The organism is Thiomicrorhabdus sp. 6S3-12, assembly GCF_017571475.1.
GTDB lineage: Bacteria > Pseudomonadota > Gammaproteobacteria > Thiomicrospirales > Thiomicrospiraceae > Thiomicrorhabdus.
The window spans coordinates 233,619-259,784 of sequence record NZ_JAGETW010000002.1 but is presented as its reverse complement, the minus strand read 5'-3'; the positions used below and the strand labels follow the sequence as shown (position 1 = coordinate 259,784).

Below are 26,166 nucleotides of genomic sequence, written 5' to 3'. Positions count from 1 at the left end.
ACCGAATATTGTTGCTATGAAAATCTCCTCATTACCAAATCAAAAACCTCTGCCGACCGGATTCTTTGCTCTGCTGACTTCCGCTGTTGCATCCGCTGCTCTGGCGACCGCCTTGTCGCTGTCTTCCTTGAGCGTTCATGCTCAGGATCTGATGTCTGTGCCCTCCAAATTCCAGCAAACGTCAGAGACGCGGGTCAATCACTCCGCATCGACCGTGCAAAAAGGTGTTTTTAAAGGCGCCTATGCGATGCCGGACACTTACAGTGCGCAGGTGGTCGAGAAGGTTTTTGCCGACGGCGGGAATGCCGTTGATGCCGCGGTAGCAGCCGGCTTTATGCTGGCCGTGACCTATCCGGAAGCGGGCAACCTTGGCGGGGGCGGCTTTATGACTCTGGCGATGGGACAGGGCGAAAGTAAGCAGCCGTGGTTTCTGGATTACCGTGAAATGGCTCCTCAGGCGGCTTTTCGCGATCTTTATCTGGACGAAAAGGGCGAAGTGATACCTTATAAGTCTCTTGTGGGTTATGCGGCTTCCGGTGTTCCGGGCACGGTAATGGGATTGTGGCAGGCGCATAGCAAATTCGGTTCTCTGTCGTGGCAACGACTTTTGCAGCCGGCGATCGATGCGGCCGCCAACGGTTTTGTCGTCTCCGAACATCTGGCAAAAACCCGAGCATGGTATCAGCAATGGGTAGCAGATAAGAGTCAGGAACCGCTTAACTTCAATCGCTACTTTGCTCAGCTTGAAGCCGGGAAAACATTCAAGCAGCCGGAGCTGGCGCAGACATTACAGCGAATTGCCGATAAAGGCGCGCAGGGGTTTTATCAGGGAAAAACGGCCGAGCTGATGGCAAAACAGTATCAGGCCAACGGCGGTTTGATTACCTTAGAGGATTTGAATGCCTATCAGGCGAAATGGCGTGAGCCGGTGAAGGTCGAGTGGTTCGGTCGAGAAGTCGTCTCCGCGCCGCCGCCGAGTTCCGGCGGAATCGCCATCGGCCAGCTGTTGAAAATGTATGAATTTCTACAGCCCGAATATCAGGACGCTTTGGCCCACGCCGAGCATGCCGGGCTTCCGAAAACGGTCGTTAAAGCGCATTTTTACGCCGAGCTGGAAAAACGGGTGTACGCCGACCGTGCCGAATATCTCGGCGATAGCGACTTTTTCGAAGTGCCGATTGACACGCTGTTATCCGCCGACTATCTGAAAAACCGGGCACAGGAAGTTAATTTCGAAGCCATTTCCAAAACCGAAGCGATCCGTCCGGGAAAAATCGAATCGCCGGAAACGACGCACTTTTCGATTATTGACCCATACGGGAATGCGGTTTCCAATACCTATACTTTGAATATGCCGTTCGGCAACGGCGTAGTCATTGACGGGGCCGGGTTCTTAATGAATAACGAAATGGACGATTTCTCGACCAAACCGGGGGTGGCTAATCTGTTTGGCGTGGTTGGCGGCAAGGCCAACGAAGTTGCGCCGCAGAAACGCATGCTCTCTTCGATGTCTCCGACGCTGGTGCTCAAAAACGGTAAAGTCGAAACGGTCGTCGGTACGCCGGGCGGTTCGACGATTATTACCTCAGTCTTCCAGACGCTGATTAATCTGTATCACGAAAACATGAACGCTCAGCAGGCGGTCGATGCACCGCGGGTGCATCATCAATTGCTGCCGAAAGACCTGATTGTTTATCACCCGGATCTTGCCGATGAGGTTAAAGAGGACCTGGCGCTGATGGGCTATCAGCTTAAGCGCAATAACTATCTCGGCGATGTACAGCTGATCTGGCGTGGCGAAGATGGCTGGCAGGCGGCGGCCGACTGGCGCGGCCGCGGTCAGGCAAAAGTGCTTGAATAAAAAGGAAAGACTATGAAATCACCGCACAGCGGTTTCAAACGGGTTGTTCACGCCGCAGGTTATTCCTGGAAAGGGTTTAAATCGACCTGGAAACATGAGGCGGCTTTCCGTCAGGAGGTGATCCTGTTTGTACTGCTGCTGCCGCTGGCTTTCTGGATCGGCGAAAGCGCCTTTGAACGAGCCATTCTGATCGCGGTACTGATGATCGTTTTACTGGTAGAGCTGCTCAATACCGCCATTGAGTCGACCGTCGATCGGATCGGCGACGATTATCACAAGCTCTCGGGCAGGGCGAAAGATCAGGCTTCGGCGGCGGTCTTTCTGTCGTTCTTTATCGCCGCCGTTGTCTGGGCGGGCTTTTTGATTTCGAAAATCATGGGCGGTTTATAGCGACCCGATGCCTGTCTATGCCGATCTCTGTCGCCTTCTCAGATTATGACCATTTGGTCAGTCTGCTTTTGCGGGCCGGAATTTATTTCCACAGCATGCGACGCAGGACATCGTCGCGCAGAATGTAGTGGTGCCACAGCGCTGCCAGAGCGTGAATCCCGATAATAAAATAGCCCAGGTTTCCGACCAGCTCGTGCACCTCTTCAAAGAATTCCGCAGCATTATGACTCTCGCCGATTAAATTCGGCAGCTGGGAACCGAAAATCATAACCTGTTCGCCTTCGGCACTGATAATCAGCCAGCCAAAAAGCGGCATAAGCACCATAAACAGATACAGACCGATATGTACGCCGCCGGCAGCCTTGGTTTGCATGGAATTCGGATCGCCCGGGAGCACCGGCGATTGCTGCAGCCATTTAACCAGCAGGCGGAATAAGACCAGAGTCAGTACCGAGAGGCCGATGACAAAATGGCTGTACTCCATAAACTCTCTGCCCGCAGAGCCTTTATCGAAGATATCTTCGAGTTCGATCGACAGATACGCCAGTGCAATCAAAACAACCATGACCCAGTGCAGAAAAATCGACAGGAGTCCATAACGCTCCAGATTGTTTAACCACTGCATATAACTTCTCCCTGTCATTTAAGGTTCTGTTATTTGGCGCCACTTTACGGCGAAAAGCAATCGACAAATAGCCTAGTGAAAGGCATTCTTAAGCGTGCTCAAGAGATATGGGACTTATGTCCCGTGTGAGGATCGGTCGGGTTTTGCGAGAGGCGGTAAAGATATCGCCTCTCCGGGATTGGCGGCACGCTTGCCAGCAGGAAAGGGCTATTGCGCGCGAATCGAGAAGGTATCGGTCGCTTTAAGTTTGTTGATCGTCGGATTCGGGGTCGAGTTTTCCGCCAGCCAGACGGTTTCTGTCTCCAATTGATCGTCGTCAATCAGCTTTTTCCACACTCTTAAACTGGCATCCCAGCGGTAACCGCGACTGCGCAGCTGATCCTTGATATCGAAAGGCGCGCCGGTTGCCTGAATAATCGATTTGGCAACGCGGATTTTTTTCAGCAGATAGTGGAAGGCCGGCATTTTCGCTTCGCCGACCGCTTGCGAAAGCAGTTCGGAAAGCGCCTGAACGTCGTCCAGTGCACGGTGCGCTCCGTAGAAAAACTGGCCGATCTTCCAGCACAGAAATTCCTGCGAGCGCGAACCGACATCGGTCAGTGCTTCCCAGTCAATCTGTACTACCGAGCAGCCCCAGATTTTGTCGACAAAAACATCGTGGTAGCGTTCCAGCACCGGACGGTCGAAAGCGGCATTATGCGCCACGCACAGTTGCGCTTGGGCGATGTCGTCGGCGACCTGATCCCAGGGAATCTGATGTCCGGCAACGTCTTCCATGGTCAAGCCGGTGACCTTAGTGACTTCCGGGGTGATTTCACCTTCCGGTTCGTTAAGGAAGTTTTTGGCGGCCAGTACGCGGTAGAAGTGCCCCTGACTGTCAAACTCGATAATCTGATAACCGAGCTCGATAATTTCGCACTCGGCCGTATTCAGACCGGTGGTTTCGGTATCAATGACGCAGACGCGATGATAGTTTTCCTGTTGCGGAACATTGAACTGTTCGGTTGCTTTGAGTTTGCGCAGAACCTGATAATCATCGGACTGGTTTAACAGTTGGGCACATTGTGCGAGTGAGGCGTTATCGCTCATTTGGAATCTCTTGATTTACAAAAATTATGCGGTGAATTGTTGCAGATTCACGCAGGCTTCGTAAAGTCATTAGCGACTTTTCTTGCGACGAAAGCGCTGCCACTGGTGTTTTTTGCGCAGCCACAGCGACAGCAGAACCGATTCCAAGGCCTTATGCCACGGAAGGTCGAGCGTCATTTGCAGTTCGATTTCCTGCCATTTTCCCTGTTGCCACAGAAAGCTGATGCGGTTGTCGAGATTTTCGATCTCGTTGGCGCTGTAGATCTGCGCGAGGATTTTAGCCAGTTGTCGCGGAATATAGCCGATCAGCGCACTTGTTTCCGAGGTTCGCCACAGCAGTTGTACCGCATTGGCATCGTAAGGATTGTCCGGTTCGGTCTGTATTTTGAAGTGTTTCCCAGTGCTAAAATGCGGCCAGAGCGCGTCGGCGGCGTAGTAATACAGTCCTTTAATTGGAAAGCGCAGAGTCAATCGCATTGGCAATCACTGTGGTTATCGGAGTGATAACTACTTTAAAACCGCGGTTAAATAATTGCAAATATGCAATGGTTGAGGCGCTGGCTGAAAGGCAAAATCCGCTTTGCGTTAGTCGATCAACGTCAGGAGTTCGTCGGAAAGCTGGATGGTTTGTTCGTCATGATTAATCGGACAGATCCAACGCAGTTTATAGGCGCTCAGTTGCAGATCAAAATCGTATTGCTTATTCAATTGTGCATTGCCGTACAGGCGGTCGCCGATAATCGGCAGATTCGCCGAGGCCAGATGTTTGCGGATCTGGTGCTTGCGGCCGGTTTCGATAGCTATCTCGATACGACTGACCGCTTGTCCATCGATTTGCGAACGGCTGATCAGTTTGAAATGACTGATCGCTTTTTTGCCGTCGATCGGTTCGAGGCAACTCCATTCGGATTGCTCCGGTGCGCCCCAGACATTGGCCAGATAGGTTTTGTGAATCTGCTTTTCTTCAAACAGTCGAGTCAGAGCCGCCGCGGTTTTTTTATTGTGCGCAATCAGCATCAGCCCTTCGGTCGCGCGGTCCAGACGGTGAATCTGCCAGCATTGGCGAATCTGCCCAAACAGTAACTCCGAGCGCAGTTCGATCCAGCGCGGAAGACTCTGAAAATCGCCGTATTTACTGCCCTGCGACAGCATGCCGCGCGGTTTAAACCAGACCGAATAAGCGCCGAAATCCTTGATCAGTGTCGCCTGAAACTCCTCGCCGAGCAGAGGCTGTTGCAACAGTTTTGGGTTGTAGTATAGGTCAAGCTGCTGACCGAGTTTTAAGGTGCGCTTCAAGCGGCGAATCGCTTCGGCCTTTTTACCGCCGTGACTGAGCCAGATCGCGCCTTTCTGCGCAAAGTCTTTCAGTTTCGCCTTACTGAAAGGGCAGGCTTGTGCCAACAACTCCAGAGCGCTTGCTTCGTGATCGGCAGTTACCTGAAAATGCCGGTTATCGGAAACCGTATTTTCAGACAGGTGGACGTTTTTTGCATCGGTCATAAGGTAATATAGTCAGGCGTCAGTTTGAATGAAGTTAGCGTAACGGATTACACAGAGTTTTGAATGTCACATTTTGCCAGAAAATTAGTCGACAAACTTGCCAATAAGGCGGCTCCGCAAGAGGAATATCCGCAACACTGGCCGATGCAGGTTAATAACGAGCCGACGCAGGTCACCATTAAATATACCCGTCGCAACCGCTCGATCGGCCTGAAATATCTGCAAGAGGGCTGGAAGCTCTATTGTCCGCAAAACGTCTCGCCGAAAAAAGTGCGTTCCATGCTGCAAAGTCATCACGCCGATCTGCAGGCTTTTATTGATCGCCACGAACCGAAAATTCACAACCGGGTGCAACAGCAAGAAAACGTACCGCTGCAGCAAGGTTCGGAATTTTTCTGGCTCGGTCAGAAACGCCGGATTGAATGCGAACTCGCAGAACTGGAAAGCGGACTGATCAAAGAAGCGCAAGCTTATCTGCATCCGAAAGTGGCCTTCTATGCCGAGCAGATGCAGCTGGCGCCCAAACAGATCAAGGTAAAAAACTATAAATCCTGCTGGGGCAACTGCTACCACCGGCGCGGGCTGGTGCAATTCAACTGGAAACTGCTGCAAGCCCCCGAATGGGTGGTGGACTATGTCATCGTCCATGAACTCGCCCATCTCGTTCACCCCAACCACTCTCGCGACTTCTGGTCGCTGGTGCAATCCCATTATCCCAAAACCCCGCAAGCCAAAACCTATCTAAAACAAAATGGTGGGCAAATGATGTTGTTTTTGGCTGAGTAAACTAAGGAAGGAATATTTTCTTCATTCTTCCTTTCCGCTTATTACCTAGACGAATTAGTAAAATGATTTAGAATCTCTTTCTGCACTTCGTTAACTCGCTTTAGGAAATCGATGACTCTGTCAGAATCCAGCCAAAACACTCTCCATCTCTGCGCCAATAACCGTTTGGCGATGTCGCTCAAGCAGCAGGCCGTGCAGGCACAGGCCGAAACCGCTTCGGGAACCTATCGCAAGGTTGCACCGAGTCTGCAGGCGCTGACGATTGCCAACTGGTGGCAGCAGTGGCGCGACAGTGTCGCTTTCAGCGGTTTGGGAACGGTTGATTACCAGCGGCTGTTAAGCGATTTCGAAGCGGTGTGGTGGTTTGAACAGGCACTGATGGAAGTACTTAAACGCAGTGAAAAACAGGGCGAGGAGATCGCGCTGTTGAATCCGCAGCAGACGGCCAAACAGCTCTATCAGGCGTGGCAGCTGAGCAATGAATTTCTGCCCGAAGGCTGGCAGGATGAGTCGTTTCTTAATCCGGAAAATCAACTCTATAAAGAGGTCAGCGAACTCTATCAATCGCAGATGCAAAAGCGCGACTGGCTGGATTCAGTTTTGCTGCAGAAAGCGTCGCTCTCATTGCTGGAGGGCTTATTAAATAACCAGCCGGAAGCACTTAAATCGCTGTTGCCTGAATGCATTCAACTGCACGGTTTCGATGACTACACGCCGTTTCTCAAACAGTGGCTGGAGATCATGACGCAGGCGGGCGTGGAAGTAATCGAAGAAACGCCGGGCGACAAACAGCCGCAAAGCACACTGCTTTTCGCCGCGCAGGATATTCGTGACGAAGCGCAGCAGGCCGCCGCCTGGGCGTGGCAGTCACTTGAAGCGCTACAAGCCGTGCAAGGCAGAGACAATATCAAAATCGGTATTATTGCACCCGACATGCAGCTCTATAAACAGCCGTTGCAGAACGCGCTCGACGAGTATCTGGTTTTACAGGGTGTGCAGAAATTCGATCTGCTCAAAGAAGACAATAAACTCTATAACCTGTCTCTGGGTCAGCCTCTGAATACCGTACCGCTGGTGCAGAACGCTCTGTTGAGTCTGCAGCTGTTTCTGCAGCCGCATAAGCCGTACCGTTTTGCTGACTGGAGTCAGTGGCTGATTTCGCCCTATACGCAGGGTGATCTGACCAAACGCCAGCAGGCGGATTTGCAGCTGCGTCGTCTGCAATGGTCACAGATCAGCTTGCCGCGACTGCTGAACGAGTGTGTTGATTATCTCGAAGACGAAGAACGTCTGCTGCCGCTGATTTTGCCTAAAGGTCTGCTTGAAGCGCTGGAAGCGCAAGCCGGCGTTCAGTACTCCGGCAAACTGTCGCAGCAGGCGTTTATCGATGCCTGTCAACAGACGCTGAACCGTATGGGCTGGCCGGGAAGCCGCACGCTGAGCAGCAGCGAATACCAGCAACAGCAGGCGTTCTGGGACGCGCTGAACAGTTTCGCTTCCATGCAAGGGCTGGTGCGCGAGCAGACGGTGGCGCAGTGGTTGCCGCTGTTGCAGAGTTATATTGCTGAACAGCTGCACCAGCCGCAGACCAAGGGCGATCGTCCGATTCAGATTATGGGGATGCTGGAAGCTGGCGGTCAGCAGTTTGACGCCTTGTGGGTGCTCGGCCTGAGCGATCAGGCGTGGCCGCGCGCTTCCAATCCGAATCCGTTTATTCCGATGCACCTGCAACGTGAACATAAACTGCCGCGCGCCGACGGTCATCGCGAGCTGCTGTACGCTCGGCAGATCAATCAGCGTCTGCAGAATGCTGCCGAGCAGCTGGTATTAAGCTATCCGCGTTTTTCCGGTGAAGCGGAGCTGCTGCCGTCGCCGTTGCTGGCCGAGTTTGACGGCGAGCCGTGGCAGATGCTTGAATTTATCTCTCTGGCTCAGACAGTGTTCAGTGCGCAAAATGCTGACAGACAAAATGATGGCTTCTGGCCCGACAACTCTCTGATTGAATGGCAGCTGGATGATCGCGGGCCGGAAGTGCCTGAAGGCGAAAGCGCGCCGGGCGGCAGCGGCATTCTGCAGGCACAGAGTAAATGCCCGTTGATGGCGTTTCTGGATTATCGTCTCGGTGCCAAATACGGTTTACAGCAGGTCGAAGAGACGTTGCAGTCCACCAATCAGGGCTCGATGCTGCATCGTGTTCTGGAATTGGTTTGGGATGAGCTGAAAACCCAGACGGCGCTGATTGCATTAAGTGAGGATGAACTGAGCGAACTGCTCGACCGACATTTGCAGACGGTTTTCGACGAAGTGCATAACACCCTGAGCGAGAGTTTGCTACAGCTGGAAATGGCACGTATTAAACAGCTGTGCCGGGACTGGCTTGAGCTGGAAAAAACGCGCGCCAGTTTTGCCAACTTTTCCACCGAGCAGGAAGTCTATATTACGCTGGCGGGCATTCAGTTCAAGGTGATTGTCGATCGTATCGATCAGGTGGACGGCAGGGCGCTGATTATCGATTACAAGAGCGGTAAGGCGTCGATCAATGATCTGCTGAAAACGCCGCTGCAGGCACCACAGTTGGCAGTTTATCTGCACGCCTTGGAACAGATCGGAGAGGAATCGCAGGATAAGTTTGTGGCGCAATTGAGTGAGCAGATCTGCGGCATCGGCTATGGTCTGTTGCACTCCGACGACGGCGTCAGTTTCAGTGCCTTGACCGAGGAGGGCGATCTGCTTCCGGGGCGCGGCATCAAGGTGTTCAGCAAACTGGCGGAAAACGAAAAGAGCGAGTTCTATCAGGTGCAATGGGAGGATCTGTTGCAGTCGTTAAAAGAGGAAGTGGAAACCTTGGCCCGACAGATTCAGCAGGGTGATGCGCGTATGCAGTTTGCCAAAGAGACCGATGTTCAATATGCGCAGGCCTATCTGGCTTTGCGTCTGCCGGAGGTACGTCAGCAATTGAAGTTGCAGGCAGAGGAGACGAACGAATGAGTTTAGAAGCTTCTGTTTACCCAAGTCCGCAGCAGCTATTCGGCCTGGAACTGGACAGCCAGTTGGCGGATGCGCAGCCTCGCTTGCAGGCGATTGACCCGTTTCACTCTTTTATTGTGCAGGCTCCGGCCGGTTCGGGAAAAACCTCGCTGCTGACTCAGCGCTATCTGGGACTCTTGTCGCAGGTCAAAGCGCCGGAACAGATTATCGCCATGACCTTTACCAAAAAGGCAGCGGCGGAAATGCGCGAGCGGATTATGAAAGCGCTGGTTTTCGGTTCCCGTCCGCTTGCATCGGATGCTTCTCTGGTGGATCGCAATACCTGGAAGCTAGCGCAGAAAGCGCTGCAGCGCGATGCCGAAATGGACTGGCAGCTGCTGAATAACCCGAACCGCTTGCGGATCAAGACGATCGACGGCTTTAACAGTTTTCTGGTCGGACAGATGCCGCTGTTGTCGAAGATGGGGGCGCAACTGAATCTCAGCGACAAACCGCATCAGGCTTATCTGGAAGCGGTGCGCCAGGTATTGCAGGATGAGAATTTTGCGCCGCTGGTCGAACAGCTCTTGGACTTGGTCAATGGACGTTATTCGCGCGCGCAGAATCTGCTCAGCGATATGCTCGCCAAACGTGACCAGTGGATGGATTATCTGCCTTATGCCGACTCGGATCAGCGCCACGCGCTAGAGCAGTCTCTGCAGGAAATTGTTTTCAGCGAACTGCGTCAGCATCGTAAAAGTCTGAGCAAGGTCAGCGACTTGTTAAGAGAAGTCTGCGACATTGCCGACTATGCCCAGCATAACGATCAGCCTGACCTGTCCAGAATCGCTGGAGCCTGGCCGTTTGCCGAAGAAGATACCGAATCCTGGCGTATTCTTGCCTCCTGGGTCTTGACCAAAGACGGCAAGAAACTGCGCGGTCGCCTGACTAAAAACGAAGGTTTTCCGGCCGGAAAGGGCGAAGCCAAAGAGCGCAAGGACCAGATGGCGCAGGTCATTCAGGGAATTGCCGATGCCGACGACCGTCAGGGTTCCTTGGTGACGGCGCTGGCTTCGTTAAAAGATCTGCCCGATCCGCATTACAGCGATGACCAATGGTTGAAACTGCAAAGCCTGATGCAACTGCTCAAGGTGTGCGCGGCTTATCTTAAGGTGGTTTTCCAGAGTCGTTCCGAAGCGGATTTCATCGAGATCGCGCAGGCTGCTTCGCAGGCACTGGGAGAAAAAGAGGAGCCGACCGATCTGGCGCTGCAACTCGATTATCAGATTCAGCATCTGCTGATTGACGAATTTCAGGACACCAGCTCCAAGCAGTTTGAACTGGTCAATAAACTGGTTGCCGGCTGGCAGCCGGACGATGCTCGTACTCTGTTTATCGTCGGTGACCCGATGCAATCGATCTACCGTTTCCGCGAAGCGGAGGTGGCTAACTTTCTGAAGGCGTGGCAAGGAACTTTCGGGCCGGTAAGCCTGCAACCGTTGAATCTGACGGTCAACTTTCGCTCGCAGAAACAGGTGGTGGAGTGGGTCAACCAGACCTTTAAACAGGTGCTGCCGAAAGAAGACGATATGGCCAAGGGGGCAGTTAAGTTCAGCCATGCGCTGACCCCGCGCGAGGATACCGAGCCAGCGGTCTTTAACCATTGGGAATTTCACGGCGACGGCGATCAGAGCCGGAGTGTTGTCGATTTTATTGTTGAGCGTCTGGAGCAACAGCGTCAACAGGAGCGCAGTTACGAAGAAGCGATCTACAGTCGCAAAATTGCCGTGCTCGGGCGTTCGCGTTCGCATCTTCTGGCCATCGCTACGGAGCTGAAAAAGTCGGCCATCCCTTTCCGGGCGGTAGAGCTGGAAACCTTGCAGGAGCGTCAGGAGGTACAGGATTGTCTGGCCTTAAGCCGGGCACTGCTGCATTTGGGCGACCGTGCCGCGTGGATCGCGCTTTTGCGTTCGCCTCTGGTCGGTTTGAATCTGCATGATTTGCACGCGCTGATCGCCTCTAAACCCTATAAAACCGTTGCTTTCTGTGTCGAGCAGGCATTGCACAGCGACGGCCTGATTGATTTGGGCGAGTTGAGTCTTGAGGGGCAGCAGCGCATCCAAAAGGCATGGCCGGTGTTGCAGACGGCGATTGCTCAGCTGGGCATTTATCCGTTTTCAAAACTGCTCAAAGAGTGCTGGCTGATGCTGGATGGCGCTTTGAGTGTGGAAAGCCCGGTGGCCTTGCAAAATGTCGCCGCCTATTTTGATGTTCTCGGCGAATTTGATCACGAAGCGCTGGATCTGGAACGTCTCGAAGAGCTGGTGGAAACGCTTTTCGCCAGCGCCGATGCCTCTGAGCCGAGTCAGCAGATTGAGCTGATGACCATGCATAAATCCAAGGGGCTGGAGTTCGATACCGTCATTCTGCCGGGGCTGGCGAAAAAGGCTCGCAATGATGATCCGGAACTGGTGTCCTGGTTCCAGTTTATGGATTCGGCCGGGCAGGAACATCTGGTGCTCGCGCCGATCGACCAGAAAGGGCAGGATAAATCCTATCTGAGCCGGCTGTTAAACCAGTTCGAATCGCAGAAACAGGGCTTTGAGCTGGGGCGTCTGCTGTATGTCGCCTGTACGCGCGCCAAAGCGCAGTTGCATCTGTTTGCGGAACTGAAAATTGACGAAAAAACCGACGAAGAGAGTTATAGCACGCCGAAAGGTTCGATGCTGGAAGCGCTGTGGCCGGCTTTGGGCGGGTCGGTGCAGGAAGCGATCTGCGAGCGCCTGACTCAGGAGTTGCCGTCTGGCGAGGACGTCGGTGAGCATGAGGAAGCTATTTTGGTTTCCCGTCTGCCGCTGGAGCGCGCGGGACTGTTCGATTATTTGGCGCACTTGCCTAGGCCGGCTTTATCCCCCCCGGAAGCGAAAGAGAAAACGACCAAGTCGGTCGATACGACTCCGGCGGATGAGAATCTGGAGCCGGATTACTGGCAGGGCGCCAATCTGGTCAGCAAAGCGTCTGGGAATCTGGTGCACAATGTTCTTGAGCAATGGGCGCGGATCGGCATAGAAACGGTTGCCGATAATTTCCTGAAGACCCAGCAGGCGTTTTATTTGCGCTGGCTGCAACAGCAGGGATTAAACGCTTCTCAGGTGGACAAGGCATGGGATAAGGTGCAACGCTGTCTGCAAAACGCTTATCGAAACCCGAAGGTGCGCTGGGCGCTGTCGAACAGCCAGTCACAGGCGATGAGCGAGTATGAGTTGCAGTCAATCAATGCGCAAGGCGAGATTGAGCTGCATATTATCGACCGGACACTGGTCGATCAAGACGGTGTGCGCTGGATTATCGATTACAAGACCAGCGCCTGCGATGATTGCGATCAACCGCAGAAACGCAACACATTTATTCAGCAGCAGAGCGAATATTATCGTTCGCAGCTGAATCGTTACGCAGAACTTTTCTCGGCTCAAGAATCCAGAACGCAAAAGCTTGTACTCTATCTGGCAGAGATTGACGCCTGGGTGGAAGTCGATTAACGAACGATTTAAACTGCCACCTTTCAGTGCGCCTTCTCAGGCAAGGTAAAGGAGAGAGCAGATGGAAAAAACACAGCAGCAGATACTCCGTCACCACGGCGGAGACGGTGAACATGCCAGAGAGATGATCACCCAAAGTTACGAGCGGCGGCATGATTGCGAGTTCTGGGAGTTCTGGAATCAGCAGATGGCGGGCGCAATCCAGCCGGATGATGTCTTGCTCGATCTGGGCGCCGGTATCGGCCAGTTCGTCAATGATCTGGCGTTGCGTTATCCGCAGAACCGCGCCATCGGTATCGAAGCGGCCGAATATATGCTGGTCGCCGGTTTGAAACTGCCGGAAAACGGTCGTCTGTTGCGCGGGGATCTGTTAGCGCCGCAAAACTGGGTCGATCATGGAAGTGCCGCAGCGGTGATGGCCAATATGCTTCTGCATGAATTGCCGCAGCCGGTGACGCTGATCAAAGCGGTCTATCAATGGTTGAAGCCGGGCGGACGCTGGTGCATTATCGATCTGGTTCGCCAGCCGTTGCAGGTGTATCTGGATTATAAATTTCCCGATAAACGTCTGTGGGACGATGCGGTCGAGAAAGAAGAGATCGAAGAGGTCTTCGAGCATTTTCTCGAGCACAACCGCTATCACGCCGAGGACTTGATCTATATGCTCGAACAGGCCGGTTTCGAACTGGTGGAACAGACGCCGATGGGGCGAATGACCCGGTTGGTTGTCGAAAAACCGCTTCACTCTTAACTCCTGTCTTAAGCGCTTGCGGCGCGCCAAGGTTTTACTTTTTACCTTTGAATCAACGCTTTTTCGATCTCTCTTAAGCGAGATCAAAAAAGCGTTTTTCTTACCGAAAAAACACTTTCTTCTTTGCGCGAAGTGCGTAACCTGTAAGCTTCTTCAACAAATTTCAGCAGAGCGTGAGCCAGGAGTGTTTTATGGCCGGTGTGACCCCTAAATTTCAATATATACGTTTTTTCGATGAACTGCGTATCGAGGATATCCCTTTAGTCGGAGGGAAGAACGCTTCTCTTGGCGAGATGTATCAGGAGTTGGTTCCGAAAGGGGTGCCGGTGCCGAACGGCTTTGCCATTACCGCCGAAGCTTACCGTTATGTCATTGAACACAATGATCTATGGCCGAAACTGCATGAATATCTGGATGCTTTGAATCCGGAAGACCCGCGCGATCTGCAGATGCGCGGAGCCCTGGTGCGGGATGCGATCTACGGCGCACAGATTCCGGACGAGTTGTTTCATGAAATGGTCGAAGCCTATAACGCTTTGGTCGATGAGTACGGTTCAGAAGTTTCGTTTGCCGTTCGCAGTTCGGCGACGGCCGAAGATCTGCCGACCGCCAGTTTTGCCGGGCAGCAGGATACCTATCTGAATATCAGCGGACTTTCCTCTTTTATCGATGCCTGTAAACGCTGTTTCGCCAGCCTGTTTACCGACCGCGCGATTCACTACCGGATCGATCAGGGGTTCGATCACTTCGAAGTGGCGCTGTCGATCGGGGTGCAGCTGATGGTGCGCTCGGATCTGGCGTCGTCCGGGGTTATGTTTACAATCGACACCGAGACCGGTTTTAAGGATGTAATGCTGATCACCGGCGCTTACGGTCTGGGTGAAAACGTCGTTCAGGGGGTCGTCGATCCGGACGAGTTTTATGTGCATAAGCCGACTTTCGATCAGGGATACCGCAAGGTTCTGAAACGCCATATCGGCGCGAAAAAAATCAAAATGGTCTATTCTTCCGATTCCAATCAGCGCAATCCGGTGCGCAACGTTCCGACCAGTAATTTCGAACGTCAGAAATTCTGTATCAGCGATAAGGAAGTGCTGCAGCTGGCCGGTTATGCGGGCATTATCGAGAAACATTACAGTGCCAAGGCCGGTAAGCTGCGTCCGATGGATATCGAGTGGGCCAAAGATGGTCAGACCGGTGAACTGTTTATCGTTCAGGCGCGTCCGGAAACGGTCGCTTCGCAGAAGCGTCAGCAGGTGCTGGAACAATATAAAATCTGCGATGAAGCCGATTTGATGACGCCGATTGTCACCGGCCGTTCGGTCGGGGCCAAAATCGCATTCGGTCGCGCCCGCGTGATTGAATCGATTGAACATCTGAATGAATTTAAGCCCGGCGAAGTGCTGGTCTCCGATATCACTACGCCGGACTGGGAACCGGTGATGAAGATCGCCTCGGCGCTGGTGACCAATCGTGGCGGGCGTACCTGCCATGCGGCGATTATCGCCCGCGAGTTGGGAATTCCGGCGGTGGTTGGTACCGAATCGGGAACCGAGAAGATAAAAACCGGTGAGATGGTCACTATCTCCTGTGCGCAAGGCGATCTCGGACGGGTCTACAACGGACAGCTGCGCTATGAAGTCGAAGAGACGGATTTGAGCAGTTTGGAAGAGCCGGAAACAGAGGTGATGTTGAATGTCGGTAATCCGGAGATCGCATTTCAGGTGAATACGATTCCAAACGCCGGAGTCGGTTTGGCGCGTATGGAATTCATTATTAATAACGAGATCAAGGTGCATCCGCTGGCACTGCTGCAACCGGACAAGGTTACTTCTTCAAAGATTGCGGGTAAGATCGATAAGCTCACCGAAGGCTATGCCAACGGTTCTGAATATTTTGTACGCAAACTTTCCGAAGGGATCGGCACCCTAGCAGCCGGTTTTTATCCGAAGCCGGTTGTCTTGCGTCTGTCGGATTTCAAATCGAACGAATATGCCAATCTGATCGGCGGCAAGTTCTTTGAAGAGCGGGAGGAGAATCCGATGATCGGTTTCCGCGGCGCTTCACGCTATAACGATGAAGAGTTTGCGCCGGCCTTCGCGCTGGAATGTCAGGCGATCAAGCAGGTTCGCGAACAGATGGGAATGGATAATGTCATTGTTATGGTGCCGTTCTGCCGTCGTGTCGAGGAGGCCAAGGCGGTAATCGATAATTTGTCCGCTAACGGGCTGGTACGCGGTCAGAACGGTCTTAAAGTTTATATGATGTGCGAGATTCCGAACAATGTACTAATGATTGACGAATTTTCCGAATATTTCGATGGCTTCTCGATCGGGACTAACGATCTGACTCAGCTGGTGCTCGGTGTCGACCGGGATTCCGGAAAGGTCGCTTACGACTACGATGAGCGCGACCCGGGGGTCAAGAAAATGGTGCGTTGGGCGGTTGAAGGCGCCAAGCGCAACGGCAAACATATCAGTCTGTGCGGTCAGGCACCGTCGGATTTTCCGGATTTTGCCGAGTTTTTGGTTGAATTGGGGATTGATGCGATGAGTCTGAATCCGGATTCGGTTTTGAAAACCCTGCCGTTGATTCTTCAGGCGGAGAGCAAAGGGGGCGGGGCCAAGGCTCGCAAACTTTCACCAAGCGAAATGGTGATTCCATAGCACGCACGTTCCGGGCGGATTAAAAGGCGTTTTTAATCCACTCCGGATCGTCATCGGCAGTGAAGCTTATGACGTCGAAGCGGCAGTCGCTGGTTTGATATTGCGGATGTTTTTGCAGAAAGACTTCCGCACAACGACGGATTCGAGCCTGCTGGCCGGACGTGATAAATTCCAGCGGGTGGCCGAAGTCGCAGTTCTTGCGGTATTTCACTTCGAAAAAGATCAACGTCTGATGGTCTTTTTCCATTCCGATCAGATCGATTTCGCCTTTTTTGAAGCGGTCACAGCGGAAGTTACGTTCCAGTATCTTGATGTTCTGTGCTTGCAGCCAGCGTTCTGCCTGCTGCTCTTTCTGCTGCCCGATCAGTTTGCTGACAAGATCCGGCAGCTTCGGGAGTTTGCGACGCTGAGAATTACTCACCCTCCACTCCCATGCCGCCTTTAAGGCGATACGCTTTCCATGTCGCTGGATTTCAATTCATCCCGCAGACGCTGCTGGAGCGCTTCTTCAGCGTCTGATTGCGGAGCCATCTCTTCTTCAAGGATCTGTTGCGGTGCAATATGCGGCAAGCGATACGGGGTGAGTTGCCCCTTATCGTCGAACTTTGCCCATACCAGCGTCTGCTGGACCTGATTGTCTACGATCCGCAAATAACCGGTTTTGGTATTGCTCAGGCAGGCACCTTTTTTAAGTTTGGGCAGGTTGGCCGCAACTTGCAGACTGTCCCAGCCGAACGCTTCGAAAGTTCCTTGAAGGTCTTCCGGGTTCAGGGTCACCGGTTGCGTTAAAAGTTCCACTTCTTTCAGGTCGTGGTTGTTCTTAAGAGCCTTGAGGTTCTGCTGGTTCAGCTCTGTCGCTGTGTACACCGGGGTCTTCAGCAGATAGAGCCCTTTCTGCGGATTAATGACCGCCAGACGGTTGGCGCTGTCAAAAACGACGATAGCATTCAGATCTTCGCGCACGCGTGGATAGAATTCGACCTTCTCGCCGATCGTCCATCTCAGAGTGTTTTTGCGTTCGATACTGTTGCTGGCGTTGACCAGCTGATCAAATGCTTTGCGTAACTCCGGCTTTTCATCGGAATAAGAGACCTGAACCAGAGACTGTTGCGGCGGCTGGTTCCACACGCTGGCCAGAAGCGCAGCATTAAGCGCGTTTTCTTTCTCGTCGCTGTTGAGGATGCCGAGCATACGGTACTGCTGCTGGGCAAAACCTTCCGCCAGTTGTTGAATTTTGTCGCTGGATTTCAGACTGAACTGGGTGAAGGAGGTGATTCCGTCAATGGTGTTAAGCGCAACGATATTGCGATCGTCGAATCCCTGTAACTGTTCGACGGCGTTTTTACGCAAAGGACCGATAATCACGTCGGCACCTTCCTGCTTGGCCTGAAAGTACAGACTGCTGACCTGAGTAATGTCGGTACTGTCATAGAAGTTCAGGCGCAATTTTCGGTTCAGATTCTCGTTCCGGTAGTAGGCTTTGAGAATACCGTTCTGGATCTGCTCGGCAACCGGTTTGAATTTGCTCTGCATCGGTAAAAAGACGGCGACATTGCGAATCTCTTCTTCCGGTGGAAGCTGGCTCAGCAGTTTGGGAAGCAGGTGCGAACGATAGATGGCATCGCTTTCGAAAAGTTGCAGATCGGAAAGTGCGTGTTCGAAAGGGAGTCCCTGCAAACGGAAAACCTGAATCAGGTGCGACCAGGCATTGACCCGAGGATCGCTGTTGTCGTCAAGCTGCTGCAACGTCATGTCGTCCAGCGGCAGCAGGGCTTCCCAGGCCTGATCTTCGATTTCCGCCTGTCTGGCCGGCGGAGATTCCTGCCACAGGTCGTAGCTGAATTGCAGATATGCAGGCCAGTCGCGATTTTCAAACGCTTTTTGGCGCTCCAATTCCGGATCGATGGAAACCAGCAGTTCAGGCTGTTTGACAGCGCTGATTTCCACTATCGGTTGTTCCGGTTTAACCGCTTCGGGAGCGGTTTTCTCCGCTTGCGGTTGCGGACTCGAACAGCCATGCAGAAGACTGGCCGAGGCTAAGGCAACCGCCAGAGATTTTAATGCGGTTTTCGATTGAGCCCTGCCGGCGGGCAAAAAGGAAAAGGGGAAAACACGGGACAGAAAGTAAAACGACATATGCAAGCGAAAAATTTAGTTAGAATAGCCAAAATTATAAGCGATTTATCCGTTAGGCACAGGGCATTATCGCAACGATTGCGTATGCGTATGCGTATTCGTATTCGTATTCGTATTCGTATTCGTATTCGTTAATGTAACCGTCCGCTGCCCATCGACAATTAAAAAAGCAGGTTATTTATTTTGCTATTGAGTTCAAACCAGTTACAACCGGGAAGCGGCACACTTTATGTAGTCGCAACCCCGATCGGAAATTTGCAGGATATCACGCACAGGGCTTTGGAAGTCTTAGCCGCCGTTGATTGGGTGGCGGCCGAAGATACCCGGCATACCAGACCGTTGTTACAGAACTTCGCGATCAACCAGAACCTGATCAGTCTGCATGAACATAACGAGAGTGAACGCAGCGAACAGTTGTTGCAAAGACTTCTGGCTGGAGAAAACGGCGCCTTGGTTTCGGACGCAGGAACACCTTTGATCAACGATCCTGGGTATGTGCTGGTTAAACGGTTGCGCCAGGCCGGTGTAGCCGTAGTTCCGGTTCCGGGTGCCAGTGCGGTGATTACCGCTTTGTCTGCGGCCGGTTTGCCGACCGACCGCTTTACCTATGAAGGTTTCCTGCCGGCAAAATCTTCCAAGCGTATTCAACAGCTGACCTTATTGGCCGAAGAGTCTCGAACGCTGGTGTTTTATGAGTCTCCGCACAGGCTGCTGGATTCCTTGGCGGATATGACGCAGGTCTTTGGCGAATCGCGCCAGATCGTGGTCGCCCGGGAACTGAGTAAACAGTTCGAGCAATTTGTTTCCGGCGAGTTTCATGAGGTCGTCGAGTATTTTTCCGCCAATCGCGATAAGGTGCGCGGCGAATTTGTTTTGATGGTTCAGGGCTTCGAGCAGAGTTCGCAGCCGTCGCAACAGAGCGATTATGACCCTTTGATCGAGTCTTTGATGAAGCAAGGGCTTCCGGTCAAGCAGATTTCGGAAATTGTCGCCGATTATTTCTCGGTGAAAAAGAAAGCGGTCTATCAGCGGGTGCTGGAATTAAAGGATGCGTGACTTCTAAGCCTGACGCTCTTCAATCACCTTATGGATGATCTTCAGGATACCGTGTGGTGAAAAGGGTTTTTTCATCCAGGCATTGACGCCGAGCTGTTTGGCTTCGGCTTTATGTTCCGGCATGGCTTCGGCGCTGAGCATAATCACCGGCGTCGAGACGTTTACCGTCTGTTGCAGGTGGGAAACGAGCTGCAAGCCATTCTCTTCCCGGCCCAGCATATAGTCGGCAATAACCAGATCGAACAATTCCTTATCGGCAATTTCTTGCGCGTCATGCAGGTTTTTCATGACTTGCACCTGATGACCGTCACTCTGCAGAGTCAGTTTCAGGAGTGAGCAGATTACGTCCGAATCATCGACGACTAAAATACGATACATGCGTTTACCTTTGCCTTAAATCTCCTACATTATAAGGGGATTAAAGATATTGTTAGCGGCTTTGAACGCTAAATTTGAACAAGGTTGATTTTAAATAAAATTTCCGCTGTTTTATCGCTTCAGGGTTTTAATGACATAGATGTCATAACGGGTGTTTGGGCTTTGTACCGCAGTGGTCGGCTGGATTTCGTGAGCGATCGGTTCGGCGCCTTTCGGGCGCTTGACCACTACACGGTAAATGGCTTTATTCAGAGCGGCATCCAGCAGATCCGAACTGTCCATATCCGGGCCGAGCAACTGTTGCAGGGCGGCCATCTCTTTTTTGGTCGCCGCTTTCTTTCTCTTTTCCGGGTACATCGGGTCAAGGTAGATGGTTTCCAGTTCCTGTTCGCAGTGGCGGATAATCTCGGCACTGTCTCCGTTCGTCAGTTTCAGGCGTTCGATAATCCCGCGGGTTTCGGGTTCGAGGTCGTCGGCGTTCTGCGCCCGTTGCAGGGCGTCCTGCAAAAGCGCATGCACAATCGGGCTGCGTTCATTCATCCAGACATTGAAACCGAGGCTGGCGAGGACAAAACTATCGCCGCCCATACCGGCGGTGGCATCGAAAACTTCAGGCAATCGTTCTTCCAGCGATCCCATAGCTCGGATCAGGGGCTGACCTTTGCCGCCGCCAAACTGGCGGCGGTGCGCTTTTTTGCCGCCGAGGAAGTCAATGCTGATGGCTCCGGTATTCGGTGGGATAAGGGTAAGCTGCTGCGTTACGGACTTTTTCGGCGTCTGCCAACTGAGAAGAGCGTCCTTTTCCGGGTCGTAAGAATGTTCTGCGGAAGCTTCGCTCAAGAGAGGGAGGCCAAGTCGGGTGTGCAGGGTTTTGGCGCTATCGCTGTAATGACGGTCGTCTATCCAGGTCAGCATCGGTTCGGTGGTCGGTTTACTCAATCGTCGCTCTCTTCATGTAGGCAGTAAGTCAGCATCGGGCGCTTAAAACGATTATGATAAAAGAAATTTTCTTTCCCGCCAAAAACCTTCGTTACCAAGGAGCGGGAAATTTTGTTAAGCCGACGGGTTTTGAATGAGATCGATATTGCGCATTTTCAGACAGGCAGCCGTAAGCAGTGTTCTGCTTTTAAGTCTTGCCGCCTGTGCTTCTACAGACAAGCTGCATTTTTCCGGTAAAGAGTACGCCTTGTATAAAACGCTTGATCCGGCGGCGCTGCTGATAGCTACGCCAGACGGCGAGCCGCTTTTTGCCGACCATGTCGATCAACCGCTGATTCCCGCATCGACGACCAAATTGATTACCGCGTTGCTGGCTTTGCGTCACTGGGGGGAAGGGTTCCGTTTTTATACCGATTTCTCGGTGCGCCAGTCGTCGGCTGGAGCGACGCCGGTTTTGCAGATCAGCGCCTACGGCGACCCTTTTCTGGTGTCCGAAGAAATGGCGTTGCTGGCCGGAAATCTGGCTCAACGTCTGAAAGCGCAAGGTATCGAGCGTATTTCACGGATCGAACTGGTGAATCAGTGGTTCGAAAAGGATATCCGTCTGCCGGGTACCGGAGAAAGCCTGAATCCGTATGATGCGGTAAATGGCGCCTTTGCGGTCAATTTCAATAGCATCAAATTGCGTAAAGATGCCGATGGCTGGTCTTCCGCTGAAGAGCAGACGCCTATGACGGCAACTTCTATGCGTATTGCCCAACAGTCGGGGTTAAAGCTTAAGGTCGGACAGAGCGAAAGGATCAATATCGGCAAGGACGACATGCTTAACCGACAGTATGCCGTGGAAATCCTGATCGCTTTTTTGCAGCGGGAGGGAATTGAAGTCGAGCACGCCGAATTGCAAAGTACTCCGCTTTCCGACCAGGACTCTGCGCTGGAAATACTCAGCTACCGGCACTATAACAGTCGTACGCTGGCGGAGATTATCCGTCCGATGATGAAATATTCGACAAATTTCATCGCCAACCAGATCGCGTTAAACCTCTGCGCAGAAATTTACGGGGCACCGGCTTCTGCGCTCAAACTGCAAAAGCTGTACGCCGAGCAGTTACCAGCTATTTTCGGTTGGAAGCGTAATGACGTCCGTTTTCTGGATGGTGCCGGTCTTTCCCGGGATAACAGTATCAGTGCGTTTCAGTTGATGGCGGTTCTGCAGGCATTTGAACCGTGGCGCCATCTGCTGCCGGAAGTCGAAGAGGGGGTTTATGCCAAGTCCGGCTCTCTAATCGGTGTCAGTACTTTGGCAGGTTATCTGCATCATCAGCAGCAATGGCTTCCTTTTGTCTTCCTTAGTAATCAGCGGGTGCCGTATCATTTCCGCAACCGTCTGGCCAAATCGCTTAGGGCACAGTTGCCTCGTCAACGGATTCTGAGTCAACAACAGCAGTGAACCGAGTTGAAGGAATTCTTCGCTGATGAGCGGCCGGAATTTATTTAAGTCGTTTTTTGTCGGCGAATAAGGTAAGATGCGCGCCGAAGTGAGTCGGACAATCGCGCAGAGCAATCTTCGAGGAAAGTCCGGGCACCATAGAGCAGAATGCCAGCTAACGGCTGGGCGGTGGAAGCCGACGGACAGTGCAGCAGAGAGTAGACCGCCGATGGCGCTTAGGCGTACAGGTAAGGGTGAAAGGGTGCGGTAAGAGCGCACCGCGCAACTGGCAACAGTTTGTGGCATGGTAAACCCCATTCGGTGCAAGACCAAATAGGAAAACATGAGGATCGGGCTTGTCCCGGTTCCGCTCTGTTGCTCGCAGGGGTTTTCGGGTAGGTCGCTTGAGGCTGGTAGTGATGCCAGCCCTAGATGAATGGTTGTCGCTCGCAAGAGTACAGAACCCGGCTTATAGACTCACTTCTTTTTTCTTCTTTCTTGTTCCCGGTCTGAGTCTTTTTTCGACTCGTTTCTCCCGATCGGTTTACTTCATCAGAAGCCGTCAATTTTTAAGTTTCAATCGCCACTTTTCTCCAAAAGTAATCTTTTTAGGGAAAATTCCCCACCGTTCTTATCAGTGCTCCGATTTTGTTCATCGATTTAGCCTTAAAGCGGGTGTTTTCAGGTTTTTTTCCGGTTTTCTCCGCCATTCTCTATCGGCTTGTATTTTTGTCTTATTTAAACTTGAAAATTGTATCAAAAATTAAATTGTTAACTCCTGAAAAAAAATAAAAAAAAGTTGAAAAAAAACGTGGGTTTTTCTACTTACCACTATATGTTGTTTTTATTTTATTTTAAGTAACTATATAGGCTGTTTTTTCCCTTTAGAAAACAGGGTATTTAGAGCATGGTATAAGAGGCGTTATTTGTAAGGTTTGTTTAAGGTTGTTTTTTGAATTTATTCATAAGTCAATGAAAAGGCAGGGGAATTTTTTATTTAAGTTCTCTTAAGGGGGTGATTATTGCTCTCTAAGTTGTTGTCATATAAAAGAATTTTAGAGTAGGCACTATGTTGACACTGATGAGGCGGATGAATATAGTTAGTTACGAATGTGGGGTAAAGTGGTGAAAAGTGGTGAATTAGGTGTTTTTTCGCGGAAATTACAATTTGAGCGTTGATGCCAAAGGGCGGATCGCAATTCCGAAAAAATTCCGTGAATACTTGGTGGAAGAACACAAGTCGACCCTAATTATTGCCCTGGACCTGAATGCAAAGTGTCTGGCGCTCTATCCATATCAGGAATGGCGCGCGGTTGAAGACAAAATTATGGCGCTGCCGAACTCGTCCAAATCCGTACGCGCGTTACAGAGAATCTTCGTTGGTCGCGCGGTTGAGCAGGTCATGGATGGTCAGGGGCGCATTCTGGTCACCAAAGAACAGCTCGGTTATGCGGAAATCGCTAAGGAATCGACGCTGGTCGGTCAGGGCAAGAAATTCGAACTTTGGGATAGAGCGGCTTGGGATGCGACCTGTGATGACATTCTGGAAGAGATTGATCTGGAAGAGATGTCCGAACTGCTTGGCGACCTGAGTTTTTAATAAATGCTGATTTAAAAGAAGCGATCCATCCCATGAGTGAAAATTTTAACCAGCATTTTTCCGTTCTTTTACAAGAATCCATTGATGCTCTCAATATTAAACCGGACGGTATCTATTTCGATTGTACCTTCGGGAGAGGCGGGCACTCTCGGGCGATTTTGGATCGTCTGGGAGAAAACGGTAAGCTTTACGCGATCGATCAGGATCCGCAGGCCGTCGCCTATGCGCATGAGCATTTTCAGGACCCGCGGTTTGAAATTATTCATGGCAGTTTCGAACATTTGGACGCTTACTGCCGGCAGCGCGATCTGCTGGGTAAGGTAGATGGTGTTTTGATGGATCTGGGCGTGTCCTCGCCGCAACTTGACGATGCGCAGCGCGGTTTCAGTTTTATGCGTGAAGGGCCTCTGGATATGCGGATGAATCCGCAGGAAGGGGTCAGTGCAAAAGAGTGGTTGCAAGAGGTTGACGAGAAAACGCTGAAGCTGGTCTTGCAGAATTACGGCGAAGAGCGGTTTTCCGGACGGGTCGCCAGAGTCATAAAAGAAGCAGCCGATGCCGGAGAGCTGAATACCACGAAAGATCTGGCTGAAGTCGTTGAGCGGGTGCTACCGAAAAAAGAAAAAAACAAACATCCTGCAACGCGAACTTTTCAGGCAATCCGTATTGCCGTTAACCGCGAACTGGATGTATTGAAAAATGTATTACAAGGCTCTCTGGATGTTCTCGCTCCAGGTGGCCGACTGGCCGTGATCAGTTTCCATTCTTTGGAGGATCGGATCGCCAAGGTGTTTATCCGCGACCAGTCAAAAATTCGGGATCTTTTCCCGGACTCACCGGTGCAAATAGAGGTAATTGAACCGGTGTTAAAAAGAATCGGTAAGCCGATTTTTCCCAGCAAGGATGAGTGTGAGTTGAATGCCCGGTCGCGCAGCGCGGTCCTAAGAATCGCGGAAAGGCTTACACAGTAAAAGTAATTGGATTACAAAACGCAGTAAAAAAGTTTCAGAAAGACAGAGGATAGAGACATGAAATTCATTTCAGATGATGCAGCAAGCGATATTCGCGAAGCCGGCATGCCGGTAATCAAGGTCATCGGCCTTGGCGGCGGTGGCGGTAATGCCGTTAACTTTATGATGGAAAATACCATCGAAGGTGTCGACTTTATTGTCGCCAATACCGATGCGCAGGCTTTGGCGCATTCCCGTGTTCAGAACCGTATCCAGCTGGGTGAGAAAGGTTTAGGTGCCGGTGCTGATCCGGAAAAGGGTCGCATGGCAACCAGAGATTCGATGGAAGCGATTAAAGGCGAAATCGAAGGTGCGGATATGTTGTTCTTGGCTGCCGGTATGGGTGGTGGTACCGGTACCGGTTCCGCTCCGGTTGTGGCACAGCTTGCGCGTGAAATGGGTATTCTGGTCGTCGGTGTTGTCAGTAAGCCGTTTTCATACGAGCGTCGCGGTGCGGCAGCTCAGGCGGGTATTGATGAACTGACTCAGCATGTCGATTCTCTGATTACGATTCCTAACGATAAGTTGCAGGAAATCGTTGGCGATGACTTTACGCTAAGCAACGCTTTCAACTATGCCAACGAAATCCTGTTGAGTGCCGTGCAGGGGATTACCGAGCTGGTTACTCGTCCTGGTCTGATTAACGTTGACTTTGAAGATTTGCGTACCGTTATGTCCGAGCGCGGAATGGCGTTGATGGGTGTCGGTTATGCGACCGGTGACGATCGTGCGATCAAGGCAACCAAAAAAGCGATTGCTCACCCTCTGCTTGACGATATCGAAGTCTCTGGCGCCAAAGGAATTCTGATTAATGTAACGAGTGGTCCGAATCTGACAATCAGCGAATTCAATGCGGTCGGTGACGTAATCGATCAGGTTGCGGCTCCGGATGCCAAAGTCATTATCGGTAACTCTCTGGACGAGAGCATGAATGACGAAATTCGTGTTACTGTCGTTGCGACAGGTCTGTCGCGTCGCGAAGATACTGCTCCGCAACCACAGCAGGTTCGCAATATGGGGCTTAATAGTGCGGTAAATCAGATGCAGCAGTCTGTGCAGTATTCTACTCAAGCGACTCAGGAACAGACAGCACCTGCTCAACCGTCTCATCAGCAGCCGAATTACACTATGCACCAGAGTTCATCTGAAATGAACTATTCCGCGCAACAGGCTCCGCAGGCGGTTCAGCAACCAGTTCAGGAAGCTGCGCCAGCTGCCCAGCCGGTCCAGATGTCAGCCGAGAATTTTAATGCTCAGGCAGGTGTTGCTCAACCTCAGAGCGGTGCCATGACGATGCAGGATGTCGAAACTCAGGCGGCCGCACAAACAACGATGGCCAGTCTGGTAAACGATAAATACGGTAAACGTGATCTGTTGGATATTCCGGCTTTCCTACGCCGCCAGAAAGATTAAAAAACTGCTGTAAATCCCGCCCGGCCAAGTT

At 51.9% G+C, this 26,166-nt stretch carries 20 protein-coding genes and 1 other RNA gene; 13 read left to right on the top strand and 8 right to left on the bottom strand.

The window, feature by feature from the left end; genetic code table 11:
• Positions 1-16: 16 nt before the first annotated feature.
• Complete coding sequence (ggt, locus tag J3999_RS04160) at positions 17-1,861, top strand: gamma-glutamyltransferase (protein ID WP_243755297.1); 1,845 nt, start codon at positions 17-19, stop codon at positions 1,859-1,861.
• Between the two features lie 12 nt (positions 1,862-1,873).
• Positions 1,874-2,251, top strand: coding sequence for a diacylglycerol kinase (locus tag J3999_RS04155; RefSeq protein ID WP_208126698.1), 378 nt, complete (start codon positions 1,874-1,876; stop codon positions 2,249-2,251).
• 82 nt (positions 2,252-2,333) lie between these two features.
• Here the strand turns inward: J3999_RS04155 and J3999_RS04150 are convergent, their stop codons facing one another.
• From J3999_RS04150 to J3999_RS04135, 4 genes are all read right to left on the bottom strand, one after another.
• A complete protein-coding gene (locus J3999_RS04150; protein WP_208126697.1) occupies positions 2,334-2,876 on the bottom strand; it encodes a cytochrome b in 543 nt (180 codons plus the stop codon).
• 207 nt (positions 2,877-3,083) lie between these two features.
• Positions 3,084-3,965 carry a 3'-5' exonuclease gene (locus J3999_RS04145; RefSeq protein ID WP_208126696.1) on the bottom strand — a complete coding sequence of 294 codons (882 nt, stop codon included), beginning with the start codon at positions 3,963-3,965 and terminating at the stop codon, positions 3,084-3,086.
• A gap of 69 nt (positions 3,966-4,034) precedes the next feature.
• Positions 4,035-4,442, bottom strand: coding sequence for an HIRAN domain-containing protein (locus J3999_RS04140; RefSeq protein WP_208126695.1), 408 nt, complete (start codon positions 4,440-4,442; stop codon positions 4,035-4,037).
• A gap of 108 nt (positions 4,443-4,550) precedes the next feature.
• Positions 4,551-5,465 carry an RluA family pseudouridine synthase gene (locus tag J3999_RS04135; protein WP_208126694.1) on the bottom strand — a complete coding sequence of 305 codons (915 nt, stop codon included), beginning with the start codon at positions 5,463-5,465 and terminating at the stop codon, positions 4,551-4,553.
• A gap of 63 nt (positions 5,466-5,528) precedes the next feature.
• On the opposite strand from J3999_RS04135, the gene J3999_RS04130 reads away from it, so the two are divergent.
• From J3999_RS04130 to ppsA, 5 genes are all read left to right on the top strand, one after another.
• Positions 5,529-6,251 (top strand): M48 family metallopeptidase, encoded by a 723-nt coding sequence (locus J3999_RS04130; RefSeq protein WP_208126693.1) that lies wholly within the window; start codon positions 5,529-5,531, stop codon positions 6,249-6,251.
• 111 nt (positions 6,252-6,362) lie between these two features.
• The gene (locus J3999_RS04125; RefSeq protein WP_208126692.1) at positions 6,363-9,239 is read left to right on the top strand and encodes a PD-(D/E)XK nuclease family protein; all 2,877 of its coding nucleotides are present in this window, start codon (positions 6,363-6,365) and stop codon (positions 9,237-9,239) included.
• Positions 9,236-12,757 (top strand): exodeoxyribonuclease V subunit beta, encoded by a 3,522-nt coding sequence (locus J3999_RS04120; protein WP_208126691.1) that lies wholly within the window; start codon positions 9,236-9,238, stop codon positions 12,755-12,757. The genes J3999_RS04125 and J3999_RS04120 overlap by 4 nt, the downstream gene beginning before the upstream one ends.
• A gap of 61 nt (positions 12,758-12,818) precedes the next feature.
• Positions 12,819-13,508, top strand: coding sequence for a trans-aconitate 2-methyltransferase (locus tag J3999_RS04115; protein WP_208126690.1), 690 nt, complete (start codon positions 12,819-12,821; stop codon positions 13,506-13,508).
• A 191-nt stretch (positions 13,509-13,699) separates the two neighbouring features.
• Complete coding sequence (ppsA, locus tag J3999_RS04110) at positions 13,700-16,174, top strand: phosphoenolpyruvate synthase (RefSeq protein WP_208126689.1); 2,475 nt, start codon at positions 13,700-13,702, stop codon at positions 16,172-16,174.
• 19 nt (positions 16,175-16,193) lie between these two features.
• On the opposite strand, the gene J3999_RS04105 is transcribed toward ppsA, so the two are convergent.
• The gene (locus tag J3999_RS04105; protein WP_371811855.1) at positions 16,194-16,595 is read right to left on the bottom strand and encodes a YraN family protein; all 402 of its coding nucleotides are present in this window, start codon (positions 16,593-16,595) and stop codon (positions 16,194-16,196) included.
• 20 nt (positions 16,596-16,615) lie between these two features.
• The gene (locus J3999_RS04100) at positions 16,616-18,310 is read right to left on the bottom strand and encodes a penicillin-binding protein activator (protein WP_208126688.1); all 1,695 of its coding nucleotides are present in this window, start codon (positions 18,308-18,310) and stop codon (positions 16,616-16,618) included.
• Between the two features lie 183 nt (positions 18,311-18,493).
• Between J3999_RS04100 and rsmI the strand changes: the two genes are divergently transcribed.
• A complete protein-coding gene (gene rsmI / locus J3999_RS04095) occupies positions 18,494-19,366 on the top strand; it encodes a 16S rRNA (cytidine(1402)-2'-O)-methyltransferase (RefSeq protein WP_243755296.1) in 873 nt (290 codons plus the stop codon).
• A gap of 3 nt (positions 19,367-19,369) precedes the next feature.
• Here rsmI and J3999_RS04090 read toward each other — a convergent pair whose 3' ends face one another.
• The gene (locus J3999_RS04090; protein ID WP_208126687.1) at positions 19,370-19,744 is read right to left on the bottom strand and encodes a response regulator; all 375 of its coding nucleotides are present in this window, start codon (positions 19,742-19,744) and stop codon (positions 19,370-19,372) included.
• Between the two features lie 111 nt (positions 19,745-19,855).
• On the bottom strand, positions 19,856-20,683 hold the full coding sequence (locus tag J3999_RS04085) for a class I SAM-dependent methyltransferase (protein WP_243755295.1): 828 nt from the start codon (positions 20,681-20,683) through the stop codon (positions 19,856-19,858).
• Positions 20,684-20,816: 133 nt separating this feature from the next.
• Between J3999_RS04085 and J3999_RS04080 the strand changes: the two genes are divergently transcribed.
• The 5 genes from J3999_RS04080 (at position 20,817) to ftsZ (ending at position 26,135) form a co-directional block, all read left to right on the top strand.
• Positions 20,817-22,133, top strand: a complete 1,317-nt coding sequence (locus J3999_RS04080) for a D-alanyl-D-alanine carboxypeptidase (protein WP_208126686.1) — start codon at positions 20,817-20,819, stop codon at positions 22,131-22,133.
• An 85-nt stretch (positions 22,134-22,218) separates the two neighbouring features.
• Positions 22,219-22,600, top strand: an RNA gene (rnpB, locus tag J3999_RS04075) — RNase P RNA component class A.
• 656 nt (positions 22,601-23,256) lie between these two features.
• The gene (mraZ, locus tag J3999_RS04070) at positions 23,257-23,712 is read left to right on the top strand and encodes a division/cell wall cluster transcriptional repressor MraZ (protein ID WP_371811854.1); all 456 of its coding nucleotides are present in this window, start codon (positions 23,257-23,259) and stop codon (positions 23,710-23,712) included.
• Positions 23,713-23,744: 32 nt separating this feature from the next.
• Positions 23,745-24,683 (top strand): 16S rRNA (cytosine(1402)-N(4))-methyltransferase RsmH, encoded by a 939-nt coding sequence (gene rsmH / locus J3999_RS04065; protein ID WP_208126684.1) that lies wholly within the window; start codon positions 23,745-23,747, stop codon positions 24,681-24,683.
• Positions 24,684-24,740: 57 nt separating this feature from the next.
• A complete protein-coding gene (gene ftsZ, locus J3999_RS04060) occupies positions 24,741-26,135 on the top strand; it encodes a cell division protein FtsZ (RefSeq protein WP_208126683.1) in 1,395 nt (464 codons plus the stop codon).
• Positions 26,136-26,166: the final 31 nt, after the last annotated feature.